Origin of the sequence: Mesonia phycicola, from assembly GCF_900141885.1 — a bacterium.
Lineage (GTDB): Bacteria > Bacteroidota > Bacteroidia > Flavobacteriales > Flavobacteriaceae > Mesonia > Mesonia phycicola.
The window spans coordinates 33,744-51,995 of the sequence record NZ_FQYY01000010.1; the positions used below are offsets into that span (position 1 = coordinate 33,744).

17 protein-coding genes are annotated in these 18,252 nt (G+C 32.4%); 8 read left to right on the top strand and 9 right to left on the bottom strand.

Going from position 1 to position 18,252, the window contains the following annotated elements; all coding sequences use genetic code 11:
• Window position 1: 1 nt before the first annotated feature.
• The 8 genes from BUC03_RS13895 to BUC03_RS13930 all read right to left on the bottom strand — a co-directional run bounded on the left by BUC03_RS13895 (window position 2) and on the right by BUC03_RS13930 (window position 10,954).
• On the bottom strand, window positions 2-1,969 hold the full coding sequence (locus tag BUC03_RS13895; RefSeq protein WP_073153386.1) for a tetratricopeptide repeat-containing sensor histidine kinase: 1,968 nt from the start codon (window positions 1,967-1,969) through the stop codon (window positions 2-4).
• 24 nt (window positions 1,970-1,993) lie between these two features.
• Window positions 1,994-4,243, bottom strand: a complete 2,250-nt coding sequence (locus BUC03_RS13900) for a hypothetical protein (protein ID WP_143159206.1) — start codon at window positions 4,241-4,243, stop codon at window positions 1,994-1,996.
• Window positions 4,240-4,899 carry a DUF1266 domain-containing protein gene (locus BUC03_RS13905; protein ID WP_073153391.1) on the bottom strand — a complete coding sequence of 220 codons (660 nt, stop codon included), beginning with the start codon at window positions 4,897-4,899 and terminating at the stop codon, window positions 4,240-4,242. Before BUC03_RS13905 ends, BUC03_RS13900 begins: the two co-directional genes overlap by 4 nt.
• 3 nt (window positions 4,900-4,902) lie before the next feature.
• Window positions 4,903-7,389: a hypothetical protein gene (locus BUC03_RS13910; protein ID WP_073153394.1), complete on the bottom strand. Its 2,487-nt coding sequence runs from the start codon at window positions 7,387-7,389 to the stop codon at window positions 4,903-4,905.
• 44 nt (window positions 7,390-7,433) lie between these two features.
• Entirely contained in the window at window positions 7,434-8,489 is a 1,056-nt protein-coding gene (locus tag BUC03_RS13915; protein ID WP_073153397.1) for an SMI1/KNR4 family protein, read from the bottom strand.
• A gap of 111 nt (window positions 8,490-8,600) precedes the next feature.
• Complete coding sequence (locus BUC03_RS13920) at window positions 8,601-9,737, bottom strand: adenylosuccinate synthetase (protein ID WP_073153399.1); 1,137 nt, start codon at window positions 9,735-9,737, stop codon at window positions 8,601-8,603.
• The gene (locus BUC03_RS13925; protein WP_073153402.1) at window positions 9,738-10,601 is read right to left on the bottom strand and encodes a hypothetical protein; all 864 of its coding nucleotides are present in this window, start codon (window positions 10,599-10,601) and stop codon (window positions 9,738-9,740) included.
• A gap of 2 nt (window positions 10,602-10,603) precedes the next feature.
• Window positions 10,604-10,954: a hypothetical protein gene (locus BUC03_RS13930; RefSeq protein WP_073153405.1), complete on the bottom strand. Its 351-nt coding sequence runs from the start codon at window positions 10,952-10,954 to the stop codon at window positions 10,604-10,606.
• A gap of 162 nt (window positions 10,955-11,116) precedes the next feature.
• Here BUC03_RS13930 and BUC03_RS13935 point away from each other — a divergent pair, with 162 nt between their 5' ends.
• The 8 genes from BUC03_RS13935 to BUC03_RS13970 all read left to right on the top strand — a co-directional run bounded on the left by BUC03_RS13935 (window position 11,117) and on the right by BUC03_RS13970 (window position 17,372).
• A complete protein-coding gene (locus tag BUC03_RS13935; protein WP_073153408.1) occupies window positions 11,117-12,022 on the top strand; it encodes a DUF6892 domain-containing protein in 906 nt (301 codons plus the stop codon).
• Window positions 12,023-12,196: 174 nt separating this feature from the next.
• On the top strand, window positions 12,197-12,844 hold the full coding sequence (locus tag BUC03_RS13940) for a hypothetical protein (RefSeq protein WP_073153411.1): 648 nt from the start codon (window positions 12,197-12,199) through the stop codon (window positions 12,842-12,844).
• Between the two features lie 348 nt (window positions 12,845-13,192).
• Window positions 13,193-14,335 (top strand): hypothetical protein, encoded by a 1,143-nt coding sequence (locus tag BUC03_RS13945; protein WP_073153414.1) that lies wholly within the window; start codon window positions 13,193-13,195, stop codon window positions 14,333-14,335.
• Between the two features lie 91 nt (window positions 14,336-14,426).
• Window positions 14,427-15,176, top strand: a complete 750-nt coding sequence (locus tag BUC03_RS13950) for a DUF1963 domain-containing protein (protein WP_073153417.1) — start codon at window positions 14,427-14,429, stop codon at window positions 15,174-15,176.
• 32 nt (window positions 15,177-15,208) lie between these two features.
• Complete coding sequence (locus tag BUC03_RS13955; protein WP_073153420.1) at window positions 15,209-15,634, top strand: DUF2262 domain-containing protein; 426 nt, start codon at window positions 15,209-15,211, stop codon at window positions 15,632-15,634.
• Between the two features lie 12 nt (window positions 15,635-15,646).
• Window positions 15,647-16,354, top strand: a complete 708-nt coding sequence (locus BUC03_RS13960; protein ID WP_073153423.1) for a DUF1963 domain-containing protein — start codon at window positions 15,647-15,649, stop codon at window positions 16,352-16,354.
• Window positions 16,355-16,410: 56 nt separating this feature from the next.
• On the top strand, window positions 16,411-16,920 hold the full coding sequence (locus BUC03_RS13965; protein ID WP_073153426.1) for an endonuclease V: 510 nt from the start codon (window positions 16,411-16,413) through the stop codon (window positions 16,918-16,920).
• 20 nt (window positions 16,921-16,940) lie between these two features.
• Window positions 16,941-17,372, top strand: coding sequence for a hypothetical protein (locus tag BUC03_RS13970; protein ID WP_073153429.1), 432 nt, complete (start codon window positions 16,941-16,943; stop codon window positions 17,370-17,372).
• 83 nt (window positions 17,373-17,455) lie between these two features.
• On the opposite strand, the gene BUC03_RS13975 is transcribed toward BUC03_RS13970, so the two are convergent.
• Window positions 17,456-18,226 carry a hypothetical protein gene (locus BUC03_RS13975; protein ID WP_073153432.1) on the bottom strand — a complete coding sequence of 257 codons (771 nt, stop codon included), beginning with the start codon at window positions 18,224-18,226 and terminating at the stop codon, window positions 17,456-17,458.
• Window positions 18,227-18,252: the final 26 nt, after the last annotated feature.

Here is an 18,252-nt window from a genome sequence, read left to right on the forward strand (position 1 = left end):
ATTAATTTATAGGTATATCTATCATAATAGAAGTTCCGCTCCCTAAGGTACTATCTATTTCTAGTGTGCCTTTCATTTTATGAATTCTATCTTTAATATTACGTAGACCTATTCCTGGTTTTTTATTTTTCTGAAAACCTTTTCCATTATCGTTAATAACAATATTGAGATGGTCTTCATGTTTAGTAAGCTGCACATCTGCCTCGGTAGCTTCTGCGTGTTTTAAAATATTATTAATTAGCTCTTGTACAATACGATACACATCTGCTAAAATAGTATCTGATAACTGATCTACTTCTTCTTCTGGAAAGAAAAAAGTTTTAATAGTTAATTCTGATTTAACTGAAATTTGTTCAATAAAATCATTTAAAAAACTAGTAAATCCTATTTTAGAAAATGATAAAGGGTGTAATTGGTGAGAGAGACTACGCACGTCTATACAAGCATTATTTATAGCTTTTGCAATTCTATTAGATTGTGCTTCGTTTTCATGATTTTCTACATAATGCTCAAATGCAATTTTAATTCCGGCCAAATCACTACCAATACCATCATGTATTTCTCTTGCTAATCTAGCTCTTTCTTCATCTTGGCCTTCTTGGTAACGCTCTATAACAGATAATTTATGATCGTTAATCATTTGATTTATCTTTTGCTTGGCATTTTCTTCTTGTTGCTCTCCTAATTCTTTTTGTATTCGTAACCTTTTTACATAAGAAATTCTTAAAATAATTAAGGTTAACAAAATTAATACAAAGCCTGCTATTAAAACGTTTCTTACTAAGAGTTGTCTTTTTACTGTTAGTTCTGCTTTTTGTAATTCTGCTTCTCCTAATTTTTGTTCTTTTTCTAATAACTGAATACGTGCTTCTTTTAATTCTGTTTCATAACGTTCTTGTATTTCTGCTACGTATTTTTCTTTATCCAGTGAGTTTTTCTCTTCTACAGTCGCTACTCCTTTCTGGTAATATTCTAAAGCTTTTTTATAATTATTTTCTTCTTCATATAAATTAGCTAAGTTTTTATATATATCAGAATTATAACGTAGTAAAGACTGGTTTTCCCCTATGGTTAGGGCTTGTTGAAAGTAATTAATTGCTAATTTTGTATGCCCAAGTTTAGATTCACATAAACCTAAATCATTTAAAACTATAGCAATGTCTGAAGTAAATTGAAGTTCTTTTAAAAGCGACAATGTTTTTTTTAAGGGCTGTATAGCTTCTTCACATTTACCCTCTTCTACTAACATTTGAGAAAGGTTAATATTTATATAAGCTACAACTGCTTTGTTTCCTTCTTTTTCTCTATAATTTAAAACAGTTTGATAATGCTTTCTTGCTTGATCAAACTTACCTTCTTCTTTTAAAATATTAGCAAAATTAAATAGAGTAGTTAAAACACCATCATCGTCTCCCAATTCACGATACAAATTAGCAGCACGATCTAAATTTTCTGCAGATTTCTTATATTCTTTTTGCAATAAATAGAGGGTCGCTATATTTTGATATGCATTGGCTTCTTGAGTTTTATCATCTGTTATTTCAGCATAACGTAAGCACTCCATAAAATTGTCTATAGCTTTAGGGTACTCGGCTATATTTTTATAGGCAGACGCTAATATATTATAACAAGCTGCTAAACCTTCTTGTATTTCTAGTTTTTTAAGTAATGTGATAGCATTGTTGGTAAAGTATATTGTATTTTTATAATCTCCCGTAACGTTACTTAAATTCCCTAAAGCATACAGCGCCCTCACTTCTTGCAAAGGTATGTTAGATGACTTACTTTCTTCTAACCATTGTAATGCCGCTTCTTTTGCTAATTGTGGTTTGGTATACAAGTTAGTTTGGTAAGCTTGAGATAAAGAGTCTATTAAAGACGTATTATCTGAAAGTTGAGACCAAGAAACCGTATATACGCCTAAAATTAGGCATAAGGTTAGAAAAATATGTTTTATAGGTTGTGTCATCTTAAAATCGCAAACTTAATGCCTTTAAGCGAAATATTGGGTTCTTATTTTAGATTTCACACTATTTAAAGTTTCTAAGATGTTGTCTTCTAATTCTACATCTAATTTAGAGATGGTTTCTAATAAATTATGCTGAAGAAAAATTGCTTCTTCATAATGGGTTTGTGCTAACTCTAAATGCTCTAACATTGCCATTTCAGACGGATTGTCTTTACTTAAAAACATTGCATTGTATTTCGTAAATTCTTCTATGTTTTCTAAACCTTTAGTAGCTTCTTTTACTGTCTTTAACATGATATGATAATCGTCTTTTTCAAAATTAAAAAAAGTGTATTCGGTATAACGTTGCATTACATCGTAATTTGCCACTAAACTCTCTTTATAGCGTTTTTCTTGTTGAAATGCATTGGCATAGTTGTAATCTACTTTCCAATTTCTGGCTTCTGGCACTTCTCTTTTTATCGTTTCACAGAGTTGAATTACGGCGTTATTATTAGTGCCATAGGTTAAACATTCTAAAGCTAGAGTTATATAAAACGCTTTATTGGTAGATAATTCTGCTGCCATTTTTAAAGATGCTGCTCCCGCAGTATAGTCATCTAGCATCCATTGTATAAATCCGTTGTTTCTGTATTCTTCGAAGGTTTTTGGGTTATCTATTAAATCTTCGGCTTTGGCTTCTCCTAATGCTTCAGGATTTTCTAAAAAAGTTTGATAGCAAATCCATTGAAAAACGGGTTTTAACTCATCTAGTAAATACCCTTGCTCAAAATTATAGATGGCGTATTTATGGCATTCTTCATAATTTTTCATTTCTAGTAAGGCTTCAATACACATATTCATTGTATTAAAATAATCGGAATCACCATCTACATAAAAGTTGATTTCTGATTGCATATCTTCAAAAAACGCAGTGTAGTTATGATTGATTTTATGAATCACCATACGTAAGTTATACAACCAAGGTGCGTAAGAATGTGGTGGCAACGGATAGTCTGAAAGGGCTTCATTAATCACTGTTAGAGCTTCTTCATAACGACCTAATTTTACCAAGGCTCTAGCTTGAAAAAATAAGGTTTTTAAGGTTGGGGTTTGTCTTCTATGAAATTGTACTACAATATCTAAAATACCTTGCCAGCTTTCTATTCTGCTATTTATAGTTAGTAAATTAAATAGATATTCGCTCATTCGGAGGCCATTTTTAAATGCCTCGTGTTGAGCTGCTCCCGACTCATTATAATTTTGTTCTAATAAAAAATAATTAGATTTTAAAACTAAAAGCAATGGGTTTTTTGGGTTTAAAGCCAAGCCGCGTTCCACACAAATTTCTATGGTTGTGTTGTTTTTAGAATAATAATAAGAGGAATTACCTAATAACAAATATTGATGCTGCGCCAATTGCCAACCCGAATTTACTAGCGCCTCCATATATTGTTCATATTCTGAAAAATTAATATAGTTTTCTTCAGGAAATTGAGGTTCTTCTGGAGCGCTTATAAGTTGAGAGACCATATCGTACATCATAAATGATTTGGCATAATCTGCTAATAATATACGGGTGTTATTATTTAATTCTAGATGCCTCCATTCTGATATCCAACGTTTTTTATTTTCAGAGGCTTTGCCTTCCCATAAAGCTACCTGAATGGCTGCTAAATTTCTACTAGTTTGGTCTAAACGGTCTTCTATTTCTAAACCTTTTAATACGGTGTTGTTATGGGTTGCAGAAGCTAATTCTAGTATTTCATTACAATCTTCTTCTTCGTTAGAATGGCATAAAACTTCTAAATGTGCAGCTTCTATTTCCCAAAGTAAAAAACGGGCTTCTGTAAGTGCGGGATAACACTCTAAGATGTATTTTAATGTTAATATAGCCTCGTCGTAACGTTTTTCTGCTTGTAACTTTAACGCATAAAATAAGTGTAAAGTTTCGTTATAGGGATTGGTCATTAAAGCTGTAGTAAATATCCATTCACTACATTCTTTGTAATAGCTACAAACGTGTTCGTAATCTGATGGTAGTTCTTGCCCAATGCTAATTAAAGCTTGTAAATAAGACTCCATTGCTGTCATATTTAGCTCTTCATACACACCAATGTAAAGCATATATATACGGTAATACCTTGCGTTTACTGCAGGGTATTTATCGCTTAGCATTTCAATATCTTCTTGAAGATTGGTAATTATTTCTTGTAAAGGACCGTAATTATAGGCCTTAAAAAGTGCTTCGGCACGCTCTAATTTTTTAATAAGGTCTTGTACTTCTAAACTCATATTTTCCATTCTTTAAACCAGTCGGCGTGTTGTATATGTAAACGTTGGTAGCATTCCCAAAGGGTTTCTGTTCCTGGAAATTTACTCATATCTTGCTCAGTTCCTCCTAAAACATATTCGTCTCCTAAACATACATTACGATGAAATTCTCCCCAACTGGAAAAGTGAGATTTTATAATGTGGTTGGCTTCTTCTAAACGTAAAATCATTTCGTCTGTTTCTATAAATCCTAAGACGTGACCTAAGCGCATTTGAAATATGTAATACGCCATTTCATACCCAATAAGTTTTTGTTTTTTAAGTATAAAACGGTATTTCCAAACCATTTTGTAAATGGTTTTAGTTTGTGGGTTTTGCTCAGCGTTGTATTTAGCATCAAAGTCGGTGCTTGTCATCATTCTAAACTCTAAAGCTAGTGTATGAAATGTATGAGATACCATTTGTCCGGTTTCATAACGTTGTAAACTATTACGTAAATGCAAACCCGATTTTATGCCAAATAGTTTTAAAAGGCGTTTGGCTTGTTTCACCTGCATTTCATCTTCTAATTCGAAACCTGACCAAGTAGTTAATTCGGCTTTTTTATAATTTTTCTTTAAAATCAAGGCCGATAGATTTAATTGGTCTTGAATTTTGGGTGTAATTTCTTGTGTCATTTTCTATGCATTTAATTGGTCTACCACTTGCAATAATGCAGTTGTTAACGCTTCTGAATAGGCTCCAGATTTTGCCATAGCTTGTAATCCCATAGCATAAGATGCTGCCATTTTAGAGCCTTTTACTAAATGGGTAAATAAGCTTCGGCATAAGGCTCCGTATTTTTCGTGTTGGGTTTTTGGTGCAAGATTTGGGTCTAGTAATGCCATATATAGTGCTTGACTAAATCGGTTTTCAATTCCGGTTGTATCATTTGCTAACCAGATTTTTAAATCGTCTATCTTATCTTCAAAAACTTGTAACAGCTCGGTATTACAATCACCTTTGTCTTTATAATGCTCTAAATTGTGCAGTACAGCTTCTACATAATTTTTATTAATTTCTACAAACTCAATTTCAATTTTAGAGGTTGGTAATTGCTCAACATTAACTTTTGGAGCTGTTTGTGGTTCTTCTTTAAAATAAAAATCATAAAAACCATCAATAGCGGTAACTAATTCAGGATGATTTTTAAAATTAGCAACGTCATTTTCATTATAATTTTTAAGGTATTGTACCGTATTTTGGTTTAGCTTATTTTCATTTAACTCTGTAAGAAAATCGGTTAAAAAGTATTCTATTTTTGTTGATATACCTCCTAAAACGTCATTTTCTGCTTGTTTTAGTTTCGATTTTCTATGAAATGTTATAATTCTGTTTAATGCGCGGTCTAAAAAGAAACGAACATCATCGTTGTAATGATTAAAATAGCTTGCCATTTTAAACCCTTGCGTGCTTAACACATTTTCTACCCAAACGGCTTCTTGGGTGAAACTATAATAATAATCGGCTAAATAATTAAACCACGCCTGTACAATGTGTAAGGTTAACGGATTGTTTTCATTAACATAGTGAGCGCGTGCAAAGTCGTTACATTGTTTGGTTACGCAAGTATCAATATCTTTTAAAGCCCAAATTTCATTAACTCGTGTAAAATTGCCAGATTCTACACATAGATTGCCTAATGTAGCTACAATTAATGGCAAATATTGTGTTCTAATATCAGTGTTAGCATCCCTTGCCGAGTATGCTAATTCTAACAAATACAACTGCAATATGTCTTGTTGTTCTGTGGAATAATGTTCTAATATTTCTTTGTCTGCATCATAAAAAGTGCACACTAAAAACTGATTTAACGGATTAGAAATTCCTGCTTTAGTTAAGTGGTGAAGCCAAGCTTTTAAATTATCATTTATTTGAAACACCTCTTGAATTAAAAATGTACCAGTCACTTGAAAAGGTTCATTTTGAAAATACATTTTTGGTAATGTTCCCTTGGGGTCTTCCAACAATAACTTAGAAAAAATAGTGTTGTAAGTTTCCGTCTGTGTTTTAATGCCAGATTTAGGATGACATTTACTAAACCAAAATGGTATAAAATGCACGGGAAGCAATTCGGCAGTTTGCTCGGTGAGTATTTTTTTTCCATAATCGTTAAAAGCTTCTGTGTAAAAATTACTTCCGCCATCAGCATTTAACCATTCTATAAATTGTTCGTAACAGATTTGTAAGTACTCTTGAGGTATGTTTTTATCACGATTACTAAATAACAACACATCTCCAGCATCCCAAGTTTTTGGTCCTAAACCCGCTATTAACGGATAAAAACCTTCTGAGGTTTGTAGGTTTAGTAATTCTAAACTTTTACTTTCTCCAAAAATAAATCGGTCTTTTAGCGCTTTATGAGCTTCATAAATAAGGCTTAGATTATTGTAGTAATAATCGGCTAAATCTTCAGAAAACCAAGGTAGCATTAAGTCGTAAGCCCCTTTTGCATACACACGACCAACAGGTAATACGCGATGAAATTCTGCTATAAAATGTCGCCAATTATTATCAAAAAAATACTGAATAAAATCGTTGTCTATTTTAAACGGAAATTCGGTTATCGTATTATCTGTATTTACTACAGCATACGTTTGGTCTAAAATGTGGTGATTTATACAGTTTTGGATTAAGAAATCTGAATTTAGTACATCACGAATATCAAAAATACGCTGTACTAAAAATCGTGCTACGGGTAGAGCAGCTACAGATTTACTTTGTACCAAAGCTTTTAACACTTGAAAAATTTGTGTTTTTAGTGTTTCTGAAATGGCATCAGAATTAAAATAACTTAAACTGAAATATAAAAATGTAATCAGTTTGTCGGTACTTTTTTCGTCTGGATAAAATCCGTGTTTCACCAACGGAAGCCAAGAAGCAACAAGCTCTAAACCTTCTTGCTCGTTAGCATATATTCTCGGATGAAAATAGATAGACTGTGCTATTTGTTCTGTAAAATGTACTTCCTTTTCTGTAGCCTCACTACTATTTTTAAGCTTGTTATAAGCACTGGTTTCTGTAGCGTCCATTAATTCTAAAACCTGAAGTAACGCATTGGTTTCTGTAGTCTGTAAAGACTCAATTGTAATATTAGGGACTATATGTTCTTTAAAAATCGCAGACATTTGCTGTGCATTATTTAAATTATAGATTGTGTATTATTGCAGTTTTAAGCAATATAAAACCATTCGTTATCTTCTATTTCGCTATCGCTTCGTCTTAAACTCTCAAAAAAAGAAACAAGGTCGTCGGCTTCGATATATCCAATTTCTTGGTCGGCACCATAACGAATAATTTGTCCGGCTTTACCTTTTGTATTCGGCGCAAAATCGAAGGCTAAAAAATTACCATTTTCTAAATCGAAAAACGGAATCCAATAAGGTGTGGTGTACATTAATAAGGCTTTGCCTTCATTGGTAGAGTACGTATCTAACAACTCTTCTTGCGTCCAATCGTCATAAATATCTTTCCACTGTTTCCATTCGTTATAAATATCTTCTGCTCCCATAATGGCACATCGGTCTATCCCGTTATGTAGACTTAAATAATTTTTAATAATTTGCGGAAATGGGTAGCCTGCTTCTGCTTCAAACTTTGCATATATAGCCTCGTTATTATTTGGTGGATGTATGGTTAATCGTTTTTCTGTAATTAACGCCATAAAAGATTGCACCAAGGCTTTCATATCTATTTCTGCATCAAGCTGAATAAACGGCGCTAAAAAATCAGATTTCTCTTTAGCTAATTGTTCGGCTATAAATTGATTTGGGATGAAATGATTTATAAAAGCACCAGTATGCTCTTGAAACGTGATGTTTTTTAAATTGCTAACCGGTTGTGAGCTAAAACTATTCTGTTTGAAAGAATACACAGAAGATGTTAGCGTTTTTTCATCTGGGTCTTCATCTAAAATAGTGTCACACCATTCCTCAAAAAGTGGTGTTTTTTCAATTTCAAAGACGTAAACAATTTTACCTTCAAGATAGGCAATGCCATAAAATTTGTGAATATGGATGTTATCTGGCGTAATAAATAAGAGTTTAAAGACGGCTTTTTCTGTATGTTTTTCAACAGCTTCTAAAAGAGCGTCTCTAAATGTAAAACTGTTATTATAATGATACGGGTCTTCAAGAACAGGAAAAGTATTGATTTGAAGGCGTTCTACATTAAAATCGCTCCATTGTAAATCTTTAAAATTATCTGAATATGCGGTATAGTTAATCATTTTACGCTTATAAATTTAGATAGCTAAGGTAACTTGGATGCTTGAAGTTCTTATCACTGAAATTAGTGATTTTGAAAACTACAGCATCTATTTTTTAAAAATGAATACGGATTATTGTAGAGAAAGTTTCTTAATATCCTGACGTTTTGGTCCGTAACTACCGTATACAGTTTTAAAATTTGTGTTTACTTTTTGAATCAAATTAGCATAAGAAAACCGAGGCAATTGGTCTAAACAAGTTATTACAAGATGTTTGTTGCTCTGCAAATTTTGATGATGAATAGCATCGCAGCTTAACGCATAATTCAGTAATTCGGTAGCTAAAGCTTGTGTTCTAAATACACCTTGAAACTCGTTAGTCACATTTGCTTCATTTTCATTATTCTGAAGAGTTACAGGTTCGGTTTCTGCCATTGGGCCACTGCCGTGACGGGTTTGGTAACAACGGGTTACATAATAAATGTCTATTTCAGAAATGGTTTTTAAATGCGATGTTATTTGCTGAACTGCGTTTTTAGACGTCGTGTAACTCCACGTGGTATGCGGATGAAAACCGTGCTGCGTATCGAGTAAAATACCTTGGCTGCCTTCAAAAATAAAATGCTCAAACTTAGAAGCTAGTTGAGAAAGAGCTGCCACATTATAAAACGGTTGCAGAGATTTGCAACTTTCTAAAAAATAGGCTTCGTTATAATCTTTTAGCTCGTTTTTATAATAATCTTGTACCGCTTTTGGTTGATGCTCTAACTGTGTTTTGTAATAGGTTTTTATACTTTGCAAGCGTTGTTGTAAAACCCACTGAAACTGTAAATCGTTAGCATACAGGTAAACTTCATCTTTATTTCTGGCAATTGTAGTTCCAAATCCCAAACCACAAGAACCGTGCTGTTGTTGTTTTTCTATCGCTCTGTTATAAGCAATGTCGTAAAACGTGGTTATCATTGCTAACGGATGAACATACAATTTTGGCTGATAGGTTTTTAAGAAATTACCTTCATCTACAATAGCAGGCGGAAATAATGTGGTATGTTCTGAATAATAGGTTGGTACGCCCAACAAGCTTCCTGAACCAAAATTACTAAAGGTATGCGTAAGCACCTCTGTAGTTACTGTATGCCCAATTTGGTGGCCACCCGAAAATCGAACTACAAGGCTTTCTTCAGGATGTTGTGATACCAGAAAATCGGTAGTTAACCCTTTTCCAGCATCACCAAATCCTAAATCTATTACTAAGCTACACTTTGGCATTTATAACATATTTTCTACTTCAGAATCATCTGAAGATGTATTGGTATTGCTTGTAGCTGTATAAGGTTTATGGTTTTCTATCACCACATTTGCAATACGTTTAGCAACGGTTTTATAATCAGGAATTTTAATAAAATTTTCTCCCAAAAGTGTTTTCCAATTGCCTTTACGGCTTTCTTGTTTTGCCCATTCGTTATGTTCTAAATGCATATGGAACACATTATATTTTTCTTGTGCTTCTGCAATAATAGCTTCTGTAGTAATGGTTTCTGCTTGATTAGTACAGGTATATCTTTTAATAATTTCTGCAGGAATGGTAGGAAAAACAGGTTCGTCTCCAATGGTAAATAAAAATCCTTTTTGTTGTCTTTTTTCCCAACAATCAATAGACGTATGGCGCGCCGCAAATAAATGTGCTAAATTATAACCTTCTTGATTGTTTCCACCACCGCCTCCTTCAAGGTAAACACGAGTTAACCAACGGTCTAACAACTCGGCAGACGATTCAAACTGACCTACTTGCAAAGGTGCTCTGTCGTATATAAAATCACCAATCCCTAAAAAGAGTACTTGTGGGTCTTCAATTCCCGCTTCCATTAATGAGCCTATAAGGTCTGGTAGCGCTTCTTTTACAATATGTTCTGGCACAAACCCCATACTACCGGTAACATCTAAAGCTACAATAATAGATACACTTTCTGGATGCTCTTCAGAATCTCTAGATTCTCTAACAAGTGCTTTAACGGGGTCCATTTCTGGGTCTAGTGTTCTAGATGTAAATATTTCTTCTCTAGATTTATTACTGTAATTTTTTGCTTTTCTTAAACGTGCGTAGGCATCGTTACTAAATCTTCCTCCTCCCATAATTACAGTTCGTTTATTGTGGCACCAAATAAATGCGCATAACGCTTTTTGGCTAGTTCTAATTTAATTTCTAGGTTTCTAATTTTTACAGATAATTCTAAGTCTTTTGCTACATAATCTTTAGCATCAAAATCTGAAGCTAATACTAAACTGTTAGCATCTGTAGGACTCATATCTAACATATTATCTTGTTCGCGTTTTAAACGTTTTAACGCCAAGGCTAAATCTTCTGTTTCGCGCTTATACATTAATTGAGCATCTTCTGCTATAGCGTGAGCGCGGTCGTCTCTTATTTTTTCGTTGTTACGTTTTAGAGATTCTAAAAACGCAGCAGTTTTGGTGTTGTCTTCCATAAAAAAAGGTTTTTTACAAAGTTAGCGGCTGTGGTCTTCATTTTTATCCCTGATAACAGTGATATTGTGTAGCGTTAAATTCTTCCGAAGAAAAAATCACGGAATACAGGCATTTACCGCTTAAATAAGCCGCTTATATTTGTGACTCTTAAACACAGAGTTATGATAGCATTATTTTTATCACCAAAAGGATTCCAAATCAATGCGGAAACCATTACATTTCCGATACCTTTATCACAGTTAGAAGGATGTTTACACACCACATACAGAACATTAAATGGTAAAAATAATACGGTTTTTACTTGGGATGATTTAGGAATTACGGCGTATTCTAAAGATGGAAAAAGTATTGAGTCTCTTACTGTAAAATACCATCCCGAAACTTTTGATTTTAGTCCGAAAAATGCGTTTTCTGGAATTTTTCACTTTAACAATCAAGACATTATTAGCTATTATAATTCTCATAAAAAAGAACGTGTAAAACTTTTTGAAGGTGATAGAACTGGAGCTTTAGTAGCAAATACAATTTCTGCCTGGTTTAGTGTTAGAAAGAAAAACATTAACGCGATAGAAATTTCTTCTTACAATCCTTACGTACGTTGGGAAGGTATTCCGGAAGATAAATACAGTATAAAACCTTTAGAAGAAGAAGTACTTACATTTACAGATTTTGGATTTAAGCTATCTATTATAGAAGAGTTGATGTATATGAAAGCGCTTATTGAACCTGTATTTGATGTATATGAATTTGCAAAATGGTACAGAGCAAGAGCAATAGATATTGATGAAGAAGGTTATGAACCCATTGCAGAAGTTACCCAGTATTTTAAAGATTTACCCATACCAAAACGTTTAGCTTCTGAAATTACCGATTTTTACCAAGACGGCGGAAACGATATTTATATGAATTTATGTCCGTTTTCTGGTGGTGCTGTTGAGTATTGGGATATAGAAACTGCCATAGATGCCAAACAATTTCCTAATCTTAAAAAAGTAACATTATGCTATGCTACAGATGCAGCGTATAAGGAGTTTGAACAATCAGGGATAGAGACAGAATGGTTATAATTTAGCTGTAAATACTTATAAAAGCACGCTTTAATTGGCGTGCTTTTTTTTGCCTTTTATTTGTCTAAAATTAGATAAAATTGAAAACAGTATTTATAATTATCATTGGTTTCAGGGATAAGAACAAACCGCATTAGCTCTAATTTTGTCTTATAACAATAAAGCAAAAAGATTATGGGATTAACAATTTCAAGTGGGATATTAGTAGATTTTAAAGACAATGAACCTGAAGCTTTTGAAGCTTACAAGGCGATTTTTGAAAATATAAATACTATTCTTGCAAAAAATGGTGTAGCGCCGTACGAAGAACCTATAGAGATGAATAAAGAGCCATTACAATTTGGCGGCTTTCCTTATAGTTTTTTACACCATTTAAGACGATTTGCAGCACACGTTTGGGAACAGAAAGACAATGAAAATTGGGACTGGACCCCAACACCATTTTCTATTGATGATGAACCTGGTGCAGATGCAATTTTAGAGGAGCATTATACGTATATGTCTAGTCATCTTTTAACACACTCTGATGCAGAAGGTTTTTATCTTCCTGTAGAATTACCAGAAGTTCTTTTTGATACAGAAGAAGCACCGGTACCTGGAGCTATGATTGGTTCGTCTTATGATTTGTTAAGTGAATTAAAAAGTCTTACCGCACATTTAGGCATTGGTTTAGATGAAAATGACAACCTTACTAATGTGGATGAATTGAATGCAATTATAACTAACGAAGACAATTTTTGGATCGAAATTTTAGTGTGTGTGACTCTTATAGATGCAGCAAAATTTAGTATTCAAAACAAAACAGCAATCCTTTTTAATTAATTTTCTAGTTGAATTTTTCTTGAAATAAAACTCATCATAATACCTGCAATATTATTTGCAGGTGTAATTAAAAACAGGGAGTTGCAATGATTTTAACAGATAATCATTCTATAAATACCAGAAACCATTATGAAGATTTCCGTATGTTTTTCTGGAAAGAAGAGCCTGTTTTAAAATGGTAAAATATCTCTCATAGAGACCTAATTTTTTTCATTTACATATTAAAATAAAAAATTTTTCCTGCTTGATTTTTACAAGTAGGCAAGCTTACTAGTGCTATAATATTTGATAAAATAATGCACTAAGTGGTTACTATTCTTATAAAAACATTCACTAAAAAAAATTAAATTGAAAAATCAATATTCTTATTTCGTATTATTATTAGTTATACTTTCTTCTTGTAGTAGTAAAACATATACGGCTTTATACCAAGAAACTGACGTTTCAGTTTCTAACCAAACTCCATATTATTTACCAAAAAATTTACTGCAATTAGAGGTAATTTATACTTTAAATGAGCCAAGAGTAGAAAAAAGTGGAATAGATCTACCTTTAAGCACTAGTACTACTAAAATTACTATTGAAGATCCCATAAAAATAACTAATTTGCTAGCTCCAGATACTTCGAGAAAATTTGTAATTACAGGCAAGCAATTAGCTAACTCGCAATTTATTAATGGTGATTCTGTGCAAAAAAATATTTATGTAGAAGATACTACTACAATAACTCTTCAAAACATAAAAAATTCTACCTCTACCCTATCTGCAAATCTAACAGCCTCTGATTTAGAAACTGAAGCTTATAACGCAGTATTAGAAATTCTGAATAACATTTCTAAAATTAAAACCAAAAAAGATTTAGAAATGACCTATAATTTAGTTTCATTTTACAAATCTCAGTTTCAAACTTTTAATAATGACTTTAAACCCTACATAAAAAAATCAAAAATAAAATACACGGTAGTTATTGATCCTGCAAAACTATATACTGAAGAAGGTAAATGGTCTGAATTAAAAAACAATCAACTTTACCATACTGTATACCCCACGTATATTTTTAAAGAAAATACCGTTCTTTTAGATACCATAAAATTAACTACGCCTAAATTACCAGAACTTAAAATTTCTGCTTCTTCTAAAACAGAGCCAATAGAAGGTATTCTTTGTCTTCAAACTTCCCCTACTCTATTAAACACAGAAATTAACAGTATTACGCTAGATACTCAAAATATAAATATTGCTCAGTACGGGGCTATAAAAAGAATTACCAAAGAAGATTTACAAGCTACTAACAAATCATTTCCTGTATTATTCAAAATAAATAATGCAGAACAAATAATTAATGATAAAGAAAATATAGAACCTATAGAATTTAATTCTTCTCAAACCATCACAGAATCTCAAATAGCTATTAAAAAAGCATATAAAGAAAAGTTACAAAATATCGATTTACTTATTAAAAAACTTGAAGAACGAAAAGCGGCATTATAAACCGTTGAATATATAATATCACGGAAAACCGTTACCTAAAAACCTAAGTAAAGCTTCATTTTTGTAATGTATCAGAAATAAAAATAACCTTATGGACAAAGCTAAATTTGAAGAGATAGTTAAAATTGAAAAATATGATTTATATAAAAAAGAAGCGTATTTAAGGTCCATTATGTTGCCCTCTATTAAAATAGAACACGAAAACCGTAGCAAAGAAAATGTAGGTTTAAGTAAGCTAGGTGGTTTCCCTGAAGTACCTAAAGATTTTGAATGGCCTAAACACGAATTTGGCGATTACCATTTTGCGTTACAGATTAATTTAAGTGAAATTAAATTTGAAACCCCATTACCAAAAACAGGGATGCTAAGTTTTTTTATTGCAAATGACGATGATAAAAATGTGTTTTTTGGAGCAAAAGATTACGCTAAAATTTATTATTTTGAAGAAGGTACTCCGTTAAAAACCTATGTTAACCCTAATTTAAATTACTCTAACATAGAATATTGCCTACGCATAGACTTGCACGAAAATGTTGATATACCTTATAGAAAAGATTTATTTAAAGAGAAAGGATTAAATAAAAAACAGATGGACTATGTGTGTGATAAGATACCAGATATGGTAAGCAAAAAAACATATAGCTATTTATTTGGATATCCGTATTACAACACCTTAGGTTACGATCCTCGTAAAACAGATGAATGGGTGTCTTTACTTACATTACGTAGTGATATTTGTTTTTCCTGGGACTGGGATTGGGATGAGTTTCTAATGTTTTTTATTGAAAAAGACAAACTTGCCAAAGGCGACTTCTCTAATATTAGAACCGATTTAGGGTAATTATATAGCCTAAGTTTTAATAACATATACTAATGAAAATAACCAAAGATAGGCTTAAAAAAGATTCACTAAGTGAAGATTGTTATAGAACAACAATTTTATCTGGACAGCAAAAAATTGATATCAGTCTAAATTTAGAAGACATTAGTTTAGAGGATATGATTGCTTTAGGAAATTCATTTTTAGACGACTTTGAGAATAAGGAGAAAAAAGCAACCGATGAAATTGTTAGTGCGTTTCACAAAAATTATAATGAAAATTGGGCAGATGAAGAGAATGGATATCCAGAGTTAAGTGCGGAAGAATTCAGACAAAAATTAACAATAACAGCTATTCATTTTTACGCCAAAGATTTAATAGACGTCGTTTATAATGAAGATGGAATGTTTGGGAATCATTATTTAATCGCACAATCTTATGACGGTGAAAACTTTGACGATACCACAATGTTTGGATAAAAAACATAAAAAATGACTGTAAAAGAACTTAAAAATAAAATATCTAAACCGATTACCAAATTTACCACAGGCGGCTTTAGACCCAAAAACACGATAGATGAAAGTTGGATAGGTAAAGTCTTTGCGTATCACGACGATGAAGAGATTCCGTTAGATAAAAACGGTAATCCAATGTTTCCGTTGGCGCAATTTTACCTACCTAATTTGCCATACGTTCATCCAAGTCTAAAGCATACAAAACTCATCACTGTTTTTGTTTCCGCAGAATGGCCAGAGTGTTTTGAAGAAATGGGAGATCGTTGGCTAATTAGAACATATGATAGCCTAGAAAATATTCAGATTAAAAATTTAGAAAACCCAAATTCATTTTTAAAAGCCTTTCCGCTACAAGCAGAATTAGACAACAATGATTTTCCGTTATGGGATGGCGGCGGTTTATCTTTAGAAGATGAAGATGAAATTTTAAAACTAGAAAACGAAGGCATTATTGATGATTATTTTGATATCACCGACCACATCTACGATCATAAAATAGGCGGTTACCCTTCTTTTTGTCAATCAGGAATTGGCGATGCAGAGGGCTTTGGTGAAGGTTTTCAATTTGTGTTTCAAATTGTATCAGATTATAAAGCAAATTTCAACGTGGTAGATGGTGGTAGCTTAATGTTCGCCAAAAACAACAATACCAACCAATGGAGTTTGTATTACGATTTTTATTAATTGAAAGTCTGACAAAAACAAGCACTAATTAAATTTTTAAAATCTAAACAAGAATTATGATACTCGCTTTTGATACGTATTATTACGACGGAAAAGCCAAAACCATTGCGGTAAGCTTTAAAGATTGGGAAGATGAAGCTCCAACGCAAATTTACACCGATATTATTGAAGGTGTAGCACCTTACGAACCAGGATCTTTTTATAAACGCGAATTGCCGTGTATTTTAAGTTTACTAAAACAAGTGAATTTAGATGAGGTAGAATTAATTATTGTAGATGGTTACGTGATTTTAGAAGAAAAACACTTGGGTTTAGGTGGCTATTTGTACCAAGCTTTAGACCATAAAATTCCGGTTGTTGGTATTGCAAAATCTGAGTTTGTGTCTAAAACAGCGGTATTTAAAGAAGTGTTTCGTGGCGAAAGTAAAAAACCATTATATGTTACGACTATTGGTACGGACAGAGATAAGATTTGTAGCGCCATACAACGTATGCACGGTAAATACCGAATGCCAACATTATTACAGATTGTAGATACAAAGACCAAAGAAAATACTAAGCATTAATACTTTAAAAAGTTATAACTATGAATGAAAATTTAATTATATCCTCAGTAGATGAACTAAAACCACTATTTAGAAAAAACTACAGGGAGTTTATTGCAGAAAAACCAAGGACTGTAATTTTTGAGGAAGAAGAATTTACCTTATATAATTTTGAAAAGATGATGGAACGCACCAACATAGACGGAATGGAAGTTAGCCGTATTTACGCATTACATCCGTATGTTAAAACCTTAAGTGAATTTATGAACCCAACATTTAAAGATTTAGATGGGTACAGGTGGAGTTTAGAAAAATTAGCTTTAGGTAAAGCTATTGGTGCTAATTCTGAAGGTGATTTATTGTTTTTTGGTTGCTATGATAATACTAAAGTACATATATTTCGTCACGATGATGGCAGTATAAAGAGAACTAAATTAACCTTGTTTGAAATTATAAAACAATTTTCTGAGTAAATTTTAGGTACGCATCGTAAATAATAAAAAATCCCAATTATAAATTTTATAATTGGGATTTTTAGTTTTTTTTAAGACAGAAATTATTCGGTATATCTTAAAAATAAATGGTTTTTATTTTTAAGGATGTCTGCTAATTTTTCAAATTCTGATTCGGTGGTGTTATACAGTTTTGCTAAGTCGGCTAACAATGCTTTTAATTCATTGTCTTTTAAAGGCTCATTTCTAATAAATCCTAAAAAGGAAGCGCCTATGCCAAAAAGTTCAAAATTGTAGGTTTCAAATAGGTGTTTTGATAGCGCGTAATTTTCAAAAGGACTAAAGTCGGCATCAAAATATCCATTAGGAAATCCCGTAAGTCCTTCGTATGATTGTTCTACTGGAAGAATTTTCAAAATAACTTGTGGGTCTAAAAAGGCTAATGGAGATTCGTTGATGTTTTCTAAATCGATAACATCGTCTTCAGCATTGCTTATGCCTTTTTCACAAACCGTTTTAAAATCAATCCCTTTTGTTTGTTTTAAAAAGTTTTCTCGGATAATAAAATATTCCGATGGTGTAGAAAGATGCCCCAAATGTTCGTTATCTTCATCATAACACGCTTCATCAAGTCCAGTTAAATCATAACCTTCTGTATCTAGCAGAGAATTGTAATCACAAGCGTGACCACTAGTATATTCGGCTTGACCTAAATCATCAAGGGTTAAGATTATAGTCTTGTCAGGATGATTTTGTTTATAGGTTTGGTAAACGTTCATAAGTTCCTCATACGACTTTATGTTTTCGATTAAGAAACTCTCAAATAATCTTTCTTGGTAAGGCTCCCGAGTTTTAATTAATTTTTCTATGTTCATAGTTTTGTTTTAAATAAGAAACAACC